At 44.5% G+C, this 12,914-nt stretch carries 14 protein-coding genes; 8 read left to right on the forward strand and 6 right to left on the reverse strand.

Annotated features, from left to right (window positions below; all coding sequences use genetic code 11):
- Positions 1 to 26: 26 nt before the first annotated feature.
- The 3 genes from pyrH to rpsB form a co-directional block, all read right to left on the reverse strand.
- Positions 27 to 758, reverse strand: a complete 732-nt coding sequence (gene pyrH, locus OCV56_RS12170) for a UMP kinase (RefSeq protein WP_017630771.1) — start codon at positions 756 to 758, stop codon at positions 27 to 29.
- 150 nt (positions 759 to 908) lie between these two features.
- Positions 909 to 1,754, reverse strand: a complete 846-nt coding sequence (gene tsf / locus OCV56_RS12175) for a translation elongation factor Ts (protein WP_017630772.1) — start codon at positions 1,752 to 1,754, stop codon at positions 909 to 911.
- Positions 1,755 to 1,892: 138 nt separating this feature from the next.
- Positions 1,893 to 2,624 (reverse strand): 30S ribosomal protein S2, encoded by a 732-nt coding sequence (gene rpsB, locus OCV56_RS12180; RefSeq protein ID WP_032547152.1) that lies wholly within the window; start codon positions 2,622 to 2,624, stop codon positions 1,893 to 1,895.
- A 445-nt stretch (positions 2,625 to 3,069) separates the two neighbouring features.
- On the opposite strand from rpsB, the gene map reads away from it, so the two are divergent.
- From map to OCV56_RS12195, 3 genes are all read left to right on the forward strand, one after another.
- Complete coding sequence (gene map / locus OCV56_RS12185; RefSeq protein WP_086715190.1) at positions 3,070 to 3,948, forward strand: type I methionyl aminopeptidase; 879 nt, start codon at positions 3,070 to 3,072, stop codon at positions 3,946 to 3,948.
- Between the two features lie 139 nt (positions 3,949 to 4,087).
- Positions 4,088 to 6,709: a bifunctional uridylyltransferase/uridylyl-removing protein GlnD gene (gene glnD / locus OCV56_RS12190; protein WP_086715192.1), complete on the forward strand. Its 2,622-nt coding sequence runs from the start codon at positions 4,088 to 4,090 to the stop codon at positions 6,707 to 6,709.
- Between the two features lie 180 nt (positions 6,710 to 6,889).
- Positions 6,890 to 7,273: a DUF3461 family protein gene (locus tag OCV56_RS12195; protein ID WP_004734354.1), complete on the forward strand. Its 384-nt coding sequence runs from the start codon at positions 6,890 to 6,892 to the stop codon at positions 7,271 to 7,273.
- Between the two features lie 147 nt (positions 7,274 to 7,420).
- Here the strand turns inward: OCV56_RS12195 and truC are convergent, their stop codons facing one another.
- Together truC and OCV56_RS12205 are read right to left on the reverse strand one after the other, a co-directional pair.
- Complete coding sequence (gene truC, locus OCV56_RS12200) at positions 7,421 to 8,179, reverse strand: tRNA pseudouridine(65) synthase TruC (protein ID WP_086715194.1); 759 nt, start codon at positions 8,177 to 8,179, stop codon at positions 7,421 to 7,423.
- Positions 8,170 to 8,484, reverse strand: coding sequence for a YqcC family protein (locus OCV56_RS12205; protein ID WP_086715196.1), 315 nt, complete (start codon positions 8,482 to 8,484; stop codon positions 8,170 to 8,172). The genes truC and OCV56_RS12205 overlap by 10 nt, the downstream gene beginning before the upstream one ends.
- Positions 8,485 to 8,571: 87 nt before the next feature.
- Between OCV56_RS12205 and OCV56_RS12210 the strand changes: the two genes are divergently transcribed.
- Together OCV56_RS12210 and OCV56_RS12215 are read left to right on the forward strand one after the other, a co-directional pair.
- On the forward strand, positions 8,572 to 9,612 hold the full coding sequence (locus tag OCV56_RS12210; protein ID WP_086715198.1) for a DUF3549 family protein: 1,041 nt from the start codon (positions 8,572 to 8,574) through the stop codon (positions 9,610 to 9,612).
- A gap of 86 nt (positions 9,613 to 9,698) precedes the next feature.
- Positions 9,699 to 10,007, forward strand: coding sequence for a DUF3301 domain-containing protein (locus OCV56_RS12215; RefSeq protein ID WP_086715199.1), 309 nt, complete (start codon positions 9,699 to 9,701; stop codon positions 10,005 to 10,007).
- Here OCV56_RS12215 and OCV56_RS12220 read toward each other — a convergent pair.
- Positions 9,973 to 10,491: a GNAT family N-acetyltransferase gene (locus tag OCV56_RS12220; RefSeq protein ID WP_086715201.1), complete on the reverse strand. Its 519-nt coding sequence runs from the start codon at positions 10,489 to 10,491 to the stop codon at positions 9,973 to 9,975. The genes OCV56_RS12215 and OCV56_RS12220 overlap by 35 nt on opposite strands.
- A 748-nt stretch (positions 10,492 to 11,239) precedes the next feature.
- Between OCV56_RS12220 and OCV56_RS12225 the strand changes: the two genes are divergently transcribed.
- From OCV56_RS12225 to OCV56_RS12235, 3 genes are all read left to right on the forward strand, one after another.
- On the forward strand, positions 11,240 to 11,524 hold the full coding sequence (locus OCV56_RS12225; protein ID WP_086715203.1) for a hypothetical protein: 285 nt from the start codon (positions 11,240 to 11,242) through the stop codon (positions 11,522 to 11,524).
- A 26-nt stretch (positions 11,525 to 11,550) separates the two neighbouring features.
- Positions 11,551 to 11,994 (forward strand): YaiI/YqxD family protein, encoded by a 444-nt coding sequence (locus tag OCV56_RS12230; RefSeq protein ID WP_009847429.1) that lies wholly within the window; start codon positions 11,551 to 11,553, stop codon positions 11,992 to 11,994.
- 118 nt (positions 11,995 to 12,112) lie between these two features.
- Entirely contained in the window at positions 12,113 to 12,853 is a 741-nt protein-coding gene (locus OCV56_RS12235) for a MipA/OmpV family protein (RefSeq protein ID WP_086715205.1), read from the forward strand.
- Positions 12,854 to 12,914 lie beyond the last annotated feature (61 nt).

Consider the following 12,914-nt stretch of genomic DNA (forward strand, 5'->3'; position numbering starts at 1 on the left):
GTATAACCTTCAGTAAGCCCGAAAAATTAGTCAGCGTCGCTGATTAATGTACCTTCAGTTTCACCCATAACCACGCGACGTAGTGCGCCTGGTTTATTCATGTTAAATACACGGATTGGCATTTTGTGATCACGTGCTAGCGTAAATGCAGCCAAGTCCATTACTTTAAGTTCTTTATCAAGAACCGTGTTGTAAGACAACGTATCATACAACTCTGCGTCTGGGTTTGCTACAGGGTCAGAAGTAAATACACCATCTACTTTTGTCGCTTTTAGAACTACGTCAGCTTCGATTTCGATACCACGTAGACATGCAGCAGAATCCGTAGTGAAGAATGGGTTACCAGTACCAGCAGAGAAGATCACGACGCGACCTTGACGTAGTTGGCTGATTGCGTCTGCCCAGTTGTAATCGTCACACACACCTTTAAGAGGGATTGCTGACATTACACGCGCGTTTACGTAAGCACGGTGTAGAGCGTCACGCATTGCAAGGCCGTTCATTACCGTTGCAAGCATACCCATGTGGTCGCCAACAACGCGGTTCATACCTGCTTCAGCAAGGCCTGCACCACGGAACAGGTTACCGCCACCGATAACAACGCCTACTTGAACACCTAGTTCAACCAATTCTTTCACTTCTTGAGCCATACGATCAAGGATCGTCGGGTCAATACCAAAACCTTCTTCGCCTTGTAGTGCTTCACCGCTAAGTTTTAACAGAATACGTTGATACGCCGGTTTAGGGTTCGTAGTCATGGAGTTTACCTTCCAAAGAGTTGATGATTAACAGTCATGGATAAAAACTGAATAGCTCAGTTTGCATTCATAACAGCTAAAAAATACTTCACTATTCATAAAAAGACCGCAGCATTTGCCACGGTCTCTTTTCAAACAATACGCTAAGGATTAACCTTTTTGTACCGCTGCAACTTCGTCAGCAAAGCTCATTTCAGCTGCTTTCTCGATGCCTTCACCAACTTCTAGACGTACGAAGTTAGATACTGAAGCGCCTTTCTCTTTAAGGATAGCGCCAACAGTTTGCTTAGGCTCCATGATGAAAGCTTGACCAGTTAGAGAGATTTCGCCCGTGAATTTCTTCATACGGCCCACAACCATTTTCTCTGCGATTTCAGCTGGTTTGCCTTCGTTCATAGCGATTTCAACTTGAACTGCTTTCTCTTTAGCAACTACGTCTGCAGGTACGTCTTCTGGGTTTAGGAACTCAGGACGTGATGCAGCAACGTGCATTGCAACGTGCTTAAGAGTTTCAGCTTCGCCTTCACCAGCAACAACAACACCGATTTTCTCGCCGTGACGGTAAGAAGCTAGTGCTACACCTGAAACGTATTGTACGCGACGGATGTTGATGTTTTCGCCGATTTTTGCAACTAGAGCAACACGAGTTTCTTCGAACTGTGCTTGTAGTTCTTCAACAGTTGCTTGAGAAGCTACTGCAGCAGCTGCAACTTCTTCTGCGAATGCAGTGAAGTTAGCATCTTTTGCTACGAAGTCAGTTTGGCAGTTAACTTCAAGAAGAGCAGCTACGCCGTTCTCTTCTTTGATGATGATTGCGCCTTCAGCTGCAACGTTACCAGCTTTCTTAGCTGCTTTCGCTGCGCCAGATTTACGCATGTTTTCAATTGCTAGTTCGATGTCAGCGTTTGCTTCTACAAGCGCTTTCTTACATTCCATCATACCAGCGCCAGTGCGCTCGCGAAGTTCTTTAACTAGAGCTGCAGTTACAGTTGCCATTCTCTATTCCTCAGTAAATTCTAAAAAAGATAAAAAACAGGGGCCTAATTAATTGGCCCCTGATATTGACTGTATTCAGTCCGTTAAGCCACCGATTATGACCGCTTAATATGAACTAAATATGGCTCAGAGCCGCTATTATTCAGCTTCTACAAAACCGTCTTTTTCAGCAGCTACAGCAGCAACATCTTTGTTGCGACCTTCTTTAACCGCGTCTGCAGCAGCGTTTAGGTAAAGCTGTACTGCACGGATTGCATCGTCGTTACCTGGGATAACGAAGTCAACGCCGTCTGGGTTAGAGTTAGTATCAACTACAGCGTAAACTGGGATACCTAGGTTGTTTGCTTCTTTAACTGCGATGTGTTCGTGATCAGCATCGATTACGAATAGAGCGTCTGGAAGGCCGCCCATGTTCTTGATACCACCAAGAGATTTCTCTAGCTTCTCCATTTCACGAGTGCGCATTAGAGCTTCTTTCTTAGTAAGCTTGTCGAAAGTACCGTCTTGAGCTTGCGCTTCAAGTTCTTTCAGACGCTTGATAGACTGACGAACAGTTTTGTAGTTCGTTAGCATACCGCCTAACCAGCGGTTGTTAACGTAGAACTGGTTGCTGTTGATAGCAGCTTCTTTAACAGCTTCAGATGCAGCGCGCTTAGTACCAACAAAAAGAACTTTACCTTTCTTCTCACCAACTTTAGCGATTTCAGCTAGAGCTTCGTTGAACATTGGTACAGTTTTTTCTAGGTTGATGATATGTACTTTGTTACGAGCACCAAAGATGAATGGCTTCATTTTTGGGTTCCAGTAACGAGTTTGGTGACCGAAGTGAACACCAGCTTTAAGCATATCGCGCATTGATACAGTTGCCATTTTAAAATCCTCTATGGGGTTAGGCCTCCACATCCCCCATGAATCCGACCCCTAACAACTAACCACTTTTCAGCCGTTATCTGTGTTGTTGAGGCACCCCGGAACATGTGTCGGAATGTGTGTGATTTAAAGAAATAAGTTAGTGGACACAAAGCTTGTTTCGCCAATTGGAGAAAACAGTCCTGATGTCCGGCGCGCTTTATACCATATTTTGTCTGTCTATGGCTAGAAAAAAATCTAAAAATGGCGACTGCTATACTGACCCCTATAGGCGAATTTCAACTATAAATAGCGTCTCTATTTATCTATAAACCCGACATAACTCACCCTAGTTGAGTAGTATCCATCAGCAATGTATGGACATGGGAATGTTGCGCTAAAATGCTGCACTGATAGAATAGCCCCAATATGCACACTTAGGTGTTACCAAATTAAGAGATATGCAATGGCTGTAAAAATTAAAACTGCTGAAGAAATTGAAAAAATGCGCGTCGCCGGCAAGCTGGCTTCTGAAATTCTAGAGATGATTGAACCTCATATCCAAGTAGGTACAACGACAGAAGAGCTAAACCAGATCTGTCACGAATACGCTCTAGAACGAGGCGCATACTCAGCACCACTTGATTACCACGGTTTCCCTAAGTCAATCTGTACGTCTATTAACCATATCGTTTGCCACGGTATCCCAGCATCACAAGATGAGACTGGTAGCACAGGTCAATTCAAACCGGCGGTACTAAAAGATGGCGACATCCTGAACGTTGATATCACAGTAATCATCCCTGATGACGAAAACGCAGATCTAAGCACTCGTCCACAAGGCTACCACGGTGACACATCTAAGATGTTCCTTGTGGGTGAAGTATCACCGGCTAACAAGCGTCTGTGTATGGTTGCTCAAGAAGCGCTTTACGAAGGCATGCGCCAAGTTAAGCCAGGTGTTCAACTTGGCCAAATTGGTACCGCGATCGAGAAGTACATCAAAACAAACAATAAGAACAACCCACGCGCGAAGTTCTCTATTGTTAAAGATTACTGTGGTCACGGCATTGGTTCTGAATTCCACGAAGATCCACAAGTGGTTCACTACAAGAACAGCGATCGCACAGTACTAAAAGCAGGCATGTGTTTCACAATCGAGCCAATGATCAACGCTGGTAAGTTTGGCTGCCGTCTTGATGACGAAGACAGCTGGACAGTGTACACAGCCGACAGCAAGAACTCGGCTCAGTGGGAACACACACTAGTAGTAACGGACACTGGTTGTGAAGTTCTAACGCTACGCAGCGATGACACTATCCCACGTATCATGAAGAACGCTTAGTTCATTGAGCTGAACGCATTAAACCTTTAAGAATATCCTCGCATTGTCGAGGATATTTTTTTATCCGCTCAATTTCGATTTTCCACCAGCTTCTGGTAAATTGTTTACTATTCTCATTTGCTTGCACGGATAGCAGACTATGCCTTATCAATGCCCTCTTACGTTCAATGACGAACAAATTGAAATCTGCGAATTAAAAAATCAGCTCGAGATCTTCACGCAGTATCAAAAAAATGAATTTCTGAATCACCACCCAGTCACCGATTTGGTTCTACTGCGCTCCGAATACATGGACTTACTTCTCAATCGTTTATGGGAGCATTTCGGATTCAGCAAACTGCCTCATATTTCACTGGTCGCTGTAGGTGGTTATGGTCGTGGAGAGCTTCACCCTTTATCCGATATTGATATTCTCATCGTTTCGCAAAAAACACTTCCACCAGCACTCGGCGAGAAAGTAAGCCAATTCATCACCCTTCTATGGGATCTAAGGTTAGAAGTCGGCCACGCCGTGCGCACGATTGGCGAGTGTCTTGAGATCGGCATTGATGATTTAACCGTCGCGACCAACCTTCAAGAATCTCGCTTACTGTGTGGCAGTGAAGACACCTTCCAAGAGCTGAAACTGAAAATTCATTCCGATTCATTTTGGCCAAGTGAAACCTTTTACAAGGCTAAGATTCAAGAACAGAGAGAGCGTCATGCTCGCTACCACGACACCACTTACAATCTAGAACCGGACATCAAATCAACTCCAGGTGGACTCAGAGACATCCATACCCTGAGCTGGGTTGCGCGTCGCCATTTCGGTGCAACCTCTTTGTTAGAGATGAGCAAATACGGTTTTCTAACCGATGCTGAGTATCGTGAATTAGTTGAATGCCAAGATTTCTTATGGCGCGTTCGTTTTGCGCTGCACATTGAACTGCGCCGTTACGACAACCGACTCACTTTTGCCCATCAAGCTCAAGTCGCTGAACATCTGGGTTATACGGGCGAAGGAAACCGTGGCGTCGAGATGATGATGAAAGAGTTCTACCGAACCCTTCGTCGCGTTGCTGAGCTCAATAAGATGCTGCTTAAGCTGTTCGATCAAGCGATCATCAATGGCGGTCAGACCCAAGACGCAGAGATTCTCGATAATGATTTCCAGCGTCGAGGCTCATTGATCGAAGCGCGTAAGCCAGCTCTATTCCAAGCAAGACCAGAAACGATTCTCGATATGTTCATCCACATCGCGAATGACTCTTCCATCGAAGGCGTTAGTCCACCAACATTGCGACAACTACGAACGGCACGTCGTCGATTGAACCGATTTTTGCATACCATCCCGGCAGCGCGTGACAAGTTCATGGCATTAGTTCGCCACCCAAACGCCCTGCACAAAGCCTTTAGCTTAATGCATAAGTTAGGCGTACTCTCAGCGTACTTACCGCAATGGAGCCAGATTGTCGGTCAGATGCAGTTTGACTTATTCCATGTTTACACCGTTGATGAGCACAGTATTCGCCTGCTCAAACACATCAACCGATTTGGTCAAATTGAAAACCACGATAAACATCCTATCTGCTGTGAAGTGTACCCACGAGTACAGAAGAAAGAATTATTAATCCTTGCAGCTATCTTCCACGACATCGGCAAAGGCCGTGGCGGAGACCACTCTGAGATTGGTGCAGTTGAAGCTTACTCTTTCTGTATCGAGCACGGACTATCGAAACCTGAAGCAAAACAAGTGGCGTGGTTGGTACAAAATCACTTGTTGATGTCTGTTACTGCCCAGCGTCGCGATATCTATGACCCAGATGTGATCACCGAATTCGCCAAAAAAGTTCGTGATGAAGAATCACTCGAGCTACTGGTTTGTTTAACCGTTGCCGATATCTGTGCGACTAACCCTGAGTTATGGAATAGCTGGAAACGAACCTTATTAGCTGAGCTATTTCACTCAACACAGAGAGCACTGCGCCGTGGATTAGAAAACCCTGTCGATGTTAGAGATCGTATTCGTCACAATCAACAAATGGCATCGGCACTGCTGCGTAAAGAAGGCTTCACAGCTCGTGAAATTGAAGTGCTATGGCAGCGCTTCAAGGCCGATTACTTCTTACGTCATACGCACAAACAAATCGCTTGGCATTGTGAGCACTTACTTCGTCTGGAGAATCCAAGCCAACCATTAGTACTGATCAGTAAGAAAGCGACACGGGGCGGTACCGAGGTGTTCGTTTACTGCAAAGACCAAGCGGCACTGTTTGCGACCGTTGTTGCCGAACTAGACAGACGTAACTTTAACGTTCATGACGCGCAGGTCATGGTCAGCAAAGATGGCCATGTTTTGGATACCTTTATCGTACTAGACCAACATGGTGAAGCCATTGATGAAGCAAGACACAAAGCCGTTGCTAAGCATCTGACTCATGTCTTGGCTGATGGCCGACCGACTAAGATCAAAACACGTCGTACGCCACGTAACTTACAGCACTTTAAGGTCAAGACCTTAGTTGAGTTCCTACCAACTAAGAGCAAAAAGCGCACCTTGATGGAGTTAAGAGCCCTTGATACACCAGGATTATTGGCTCAAGTCGGTGCAACCTTTGCTGAATTAGATATCAACTTGCACGGTGCGAAAATCACCACCATAGGTGAACGAGCTGAGGATTTGTTTATTCTGACCAGTGAAGCAGGTGGAAGACTGTCTGAAGAACAAGAGCAGGCGCTAAGAGAGCGATTAACCGAGCACGTTTCGGAACTCGCACCTTAGAAAGCTAATTCAATCTAGAAGCAGGTTTAATAACCAATAAGTGTGGGTAAAGATAGAGAGCGATCTTGCCCACAACTTACAATCAATTCACAGATATCAACTATCTAGCTCGTCGTTAGGCTGCTACATTGATCAAGTCAATTACATAAAAGTATTACATTCATAACTTAGAGGTCGCTTATGTATCCAAACCTCACTGGCTTAGGTATCCACGAACCTAAACAGATTGAACGTTACTCCCTTCGCCAAGAAGCGCACAAAGATATACTGAAAATTTACTTTCGTAAGCAGAAAGGTGAACTGTTCGCAAAAAGCGTTAAGTTTAAGTACCCACGACAAGTAAAAAGTGTGCTTGTTAGCGGTGGCAATAATCAATACAAAGAAGTGACAGAGATTAACCGCAACCTCACTCTTGTGATTGATGAACTCAACAAGATCACCAAACCGACACCAACGGCTGAGGTGGATGTGAAGCAGAAGATCCTTACCGACTTACGCCATCTAGAGAAAGTGGTATCAAGTAAGATCGCTGAGATCGAAGCCGATCTAGAAAAGCTAAAATGATCCCACGATTAACGACTAACTAACCAATAATCGTTATGCCGTTAAGGTCGCACAGACATCAAAAAGGGCTGATATTAATATCAGCCCTTTGTTTTTCTTGTATTTTATCTATTCACTTAGACTCGTGATTACTTAAACACGCGTGACTTACTTAGACAAGCAAGTTTGAGCATCGATTAAGTCGGTATCCCACTCAAAGGTTTCAAACAGCCTTAGCCAAGTTTCATCTAGACTAGCTTTCATCACCAATTCTTCTTTTGTGAAAGGGTGAATAAAGCGAAGTTCAGAAGCGTGCAACAATAAACGGTGCGAATCTAAATCATCACGGAACAGTCGGTTGTGCTTACCATCACCATGTGAAGTATCACCCACAATCGGGTGTCTTAGATGAGCCATATGACGGCGTAACTGATGTTTACGGCCTGTCTTTGGCATCATCTCAACCAAGCAGTAACGGCTTGTTGGAAAACGACCTGTTGAATAGGGTACTTCCACTTTTGCTAGTGGTTCATAAACCGTCACTGCCTCTTGTGCTTCTTTATCTTCTTTGGCGAACTTATCCGCGATCTTATCCAGCTCAACCTTAAGTGCGTAATCAAGCGTATCACCCTCTTCTATCCAACCACGGACAATCGCATGATAGGTTTTTTGCATCTCATGATTAGCGAACATTGGCATCACCTGTGAAGCAACCTCACTCGATAGCGCAAACACCAGCACACCAGATGTCGGTCTGTCTAAACGGTGCAATGGAAATACATGCTGACCAATTTGATCACGCAATGTCTGCATAACAAATTGCGTTTCGTGTTTATCCAGCCATGAGCGGTGAACTAGCATGCCAGCGGGCTTATTCACCGCGACAAAATACTCATCTTGATAAATGATCTCTAACATTACGCACATACCTCATCAATGCTCTGAATCGTCACTAGCAGTTCGAGTTTGTCTGCCTCATTTTTCCAAACTTCACCAAAATAAGGATAGATAGAAAAGCCCTTCGGTAGGGGCATTTTCGCATCCATCATTGCGTTGATCTTAACGATAAAGATCCACTGCAACCACTCTTCTGGCTGCAGAGAATCAATAGCAAAAGGCTCAACGCTCGCCAGAGCTTCATCCGAAGGTGGAACATCACTCCACAGCGAACATTGGCGCATTTGTTGTTCTAATTGTTGAAGTAAAGGAGGTAACTTTGTGGCAGCTGTCATTTTTCACCAAGTTATTTATCTAGTGACCTTGAAATTGGGGCATAGAGTACCATCTATTTAGGAAAGAAAGTTAGGAGCTTTATTACTATGGAAACGATTCACACGCTCACTCAGTTACTAAAGAATAGCGGTTGCCAATACGATATCTACGACCTAGGTCGTCGCATTCAGAAGATCGACAACACCTTATTCTCTGATGTTGAGCAAGGGAAACAGCCGTACCCATTTCCACTTCAGAAACAAGCTCACTTAGCCATTAGTTACTGGAACGAACACAAGCAACCTTGGATTTGGTTCCTAAAGTTTAAACTGGACGAAAGAGGCCTATTACATCAAGGCGATGTAGGTAACTTCCTTAAGTTTGTTATCGAAGCAATGGGCACACGTTTAAACGGCGAAATCAGCGAAGAGCAACAACAAAAGCTGTCTAACAACCCCTACACGTTTAAGCCTTCAGAAGACAAGATGGCCGTGTTCCATAGCCAAGTAAGAGCCGGTTTAGACCTGGCGACGAGCCAATACTACGAACACGCTCAACACTACTTCACTGGCGATCTAGGCTGGGACAACTGGAAAACTGTTGGTCTTCAAGGCATCACCGATATATGTGCTCGCCTAGGCAGCCAGCAAAACGGTGTCGCGATTCGTAAAGCATTGAACAAACTGCCATCAGAACCTCTATACGCAACACTAGGGGCACTTGAACACACGCAAATCAATGACAAGCTGGCTCAACGCTTACAAGAGATGGCTGAAAGCGAGATTAATAGCCAAGAACCGGATCTGTTTTTACTGTCTGCGTTGGTTCGTGCCCTTTCTGGTGCAGAGCAAAACACAACGAATGCCGTAATTAACCAGGTTCTGGCGAGCCCACGCTTAAGTCACCAAGAGGTATTAATTGGTTTGGCTGGTCGTAGCTGGCACGCATTGCAAGATCCAGCGATTGCTGAGCAATTCTTGCTGCGTCTCGCACAAACGGGTAACCAAAACTTGTTCAATCAGTTATTTGCAGATTTAGTAATGATTCCAACTCTGAGAATGGTATTTTTACCGCTACTGAACTCAAATCCATCACCAGAACTTGCCAACGCACTGGTTGAACTGCAACAAGCGGCGAAAGCTAAATAAGCTCACAAAGAGATTCACCCTATAGCTCATTAAAAAGCGCAACAATCACAATTGGAATGAAGAGATAAAAAGGAAGTATGGATTAAATGATAGATAACTTATTGGCTATTTTGTTTCTGTGCTTCTTTTGCTTTCTATTTTGGCAGCAGCGCAGGCAGTCAGAGCTTGCGAAGGCTGCCATTGCGAGAAAGTGTAAAGAGCTGGATTTACAATTGTTGAGTGTTGCTTTCAGTGGTCATAAGCTTAAGATGCGCAATGAGTTAACCACGATTTGGCGCTGGCATACAGTGTACCAATTTGAATTTTCAGCCTTAGGTGATGACCTGTACCAAGGCAAACTGACCATGGTAGGCTTCCGCTCTATGCGGTTTGAGCTACAGCCTCATAGAATGTAACGTCACAATACGCGGTATAGAGATATTCATGGTAAGGGCCAAACTGATCTTGTTTGGTCTCTTTAAATGCAAAGCCTAATTTTTCCAATAATTTAATTGATGGGTTATGGCCAACATTTACAGTCGCGACAACATTCGTTAGACGTTCTTCAAAACACACCAAACTAAAGAAAGGTTTTAGCACCTCACTAGCAAGACCTTGATTCCAGTATTCTTTATCCAAAATAAAACCAAGTTCATGCTTACCCTCTTCCGATGAAACAAAGACATGCCCAAGATATTCACGGGTTTGGTTGTGGATGATCGCACGGCAGAAGCCGACGTTGTCTTGCAGTATCTCTTCAAATAAGTGCTTAGCAGAGGCAATAGAGTGCGGCCCATTCATTTCAGCACGATTAATGGGGCAGCAATTCAACTTGATAAAGTCGTGTTGTAGCTGTTCGGTATAAGGAACCAACAGCGTTCTTGAGGTTGCTATCGTCATAAAACACTCCTTGTGTTGACCATTAGCAGAAAGCAGATGTAGTGCTCTTAAATAAAGAGCAGCGCCTAGATAAAAACGCCAAGAAAAGAAAAGCCCCGACACCGAAGTGTCAGGGCTAGGGTCTTACTCGCAGCAGTCCGGCTACTAATTAATGCTCCATGCATCATCCATAATAGTGGCTGTAATCCTTCAGCTCTTTCCTTTACTTCGCCGTCCTAGCGGTGTCCAATCTTCCTGAAAGCTAACAATCCTAGTTAGCGCACATCACTTGTTCCGTGAGCGGTGTCCTTTACATCATCCTGATGCTAATCCAACCCTTTAATCCTAAAGGTGTCCATTGTCATTCCGTTGCAGCTAACTTCCTGTTAACTGACTGTATCCCTACAATGTCCTTACGCTCCATGCTTGATCACTCAATCCTAAGTAACCAAATCTTCATCCTGAAGATAACCAAATCCTTGGTGCTTTCCTGTTCCGTGTCAGAATCCTTCCGACAAGGTTTAATCTACGCGATTTAGGATTTCGGACAATAGATTTACATCACACTTTGAATCCAGCTGAGTTGTTAATTATATAAAACAATTAAAATTCAACACCTTAACCATATGCATATCAATCTCTCTAGGCTACTATTCGTGTTATCTCACAGCCTTTGTAAGAGATCTCTCACACGCAATGGGATGTTTTATGATTCGCTATCATCCACCGGAGCGAGTAAAATGACTGAAGACTAAAAATGGAGGTCAACATGCTGACAAAAGATGTTTCTGAAGAGTTGAAATCGGTGCTTGAAGGACTGCAAGCACAAGGCAAAGAGCCGACCGTTGCGTTAGTGAAAGCTCGCATGAGTACATCGGTTCCAATGCCTGCTTTAATCACGACCATCAAGAGCTGGAAAAGCGCCAATCGTGTTCCTAAAGTGGAAGTCGCGACACAAGAAGAGCCAGCACTAGACCGTGTTAGCCAACTGGAAAAGCAAATCCTAGAACTGACCGCTCGCGTTGCCACGCTAGAAACGAAGCTATTAAAATAAATAAGCGAACAGAGAAATAGAACACTATGAAGATATGGGTTGATGCGGACGCTTGTCCAAAGGTTATCCGAGAAACAATCGTACGCGCAGCTGAGCGCACAGGGGTTGAATGTACCTTTGTGGCAAACCATCTGGTTCCCGTACCTAAACGCAATAACATTCACTCAATTCAAGTACCGAGCGGGTTTGATATTGCTGATGATGAAATCGTAAAACGAACCGAACCCGGCGATCTTGTCATTACATCCGATATCCCTCTGGCTGACGAAGTGATCACCAAAGGTGGACAAGCGCTCAGTTCTCGTGGCGAGCTTTACACTAAAGAGACCATCAAAGCACGCCTGAACATTCGTGACTTTATGGATACCATGCGTTCAAGTGGTATTCAAACGGGTGGACCAAGTGCCCTCTCTCAAACCGATCGTCGTGAGTTTGCTAACCACCTCGATCGCCTGTTAGCAAAGCGTTAACCTTCCCCTTTTCTCCAGAGAGATCTGAGAAAGTCTCTTTTAGGTAACAACAAGCTCAGTGAAATTTTAATCGACATACTCCGTTCTTGATATTTATTACAATAACGGAGTATTGATTATGATTCGTCGAATCGCCCTATCGCTATCCATTCTTTTTTGCACCACTCAACCCTCGTTTGCTGATGAAAGCTATGCCAATGAAGAATACGGAATCATTGGAGGCAGCATCACCTACGGCGAAAGTGTTTTCTCCACTAAAAGTTCTCCTCAATTCGGTGCAACACCCAACCTCTTCTATTCCGGCCCGAAAGGCTTTATTGATGGCAGCCTAGCCAATTGGCAACTGCTACCTTATGTGGGGCTATCAGGAAACTGGCGCTTTGCTGAGGTATCAGATACCTTCATTGATCTGCCTAATGGTATTCAAGACAGAGATGGCAATGGAGAGCTAGGGGTAACCTTAGGTACGGTAGGAGCACGCCTCACCTATTTACACGATGTGACTTCAGAACATAATGGCTACGAAGTTCAGTTCCACTTAGGCAGAACGTTAGAAACCTGGACACAGCCACTCACTATCACGCCTTACATAGAAATCGACTATCGAGATAAAAAGCTCTCAAATCATCTTTACGGTATTTCTAACTCGGAGGCTTCATCTTCAGGGTTGAGTCAGTTTGATACTGGGTCAACCTTTGTCTATCAAGCAGGGTTAATCGGACTCTATGAGTTCACACCCACTTGGATTGGTATCGCACGAGCCGACTTAATACATCACGACAGCAACAGCGACTTGATCCAGCGAGATTTAGGTTGGTCATTTGAATTAGGTGTGACCTATCGTTTTGCGGGATTGTAAGTTTGTAGGCTCCAATAATTTGTAGGCTCCAATAAAAAGAGCCTACATCAATGCAGGCTCT

This window comes from Vibrio gigantis (genome assembly GCF_024347515.1).
Classification (GTDB): Bacteria; Pseudomonadota; Gammaproteobacteria; order Enterobacterales; family Vibrionaceae; genus Vibrio; species Vibrio gigantis.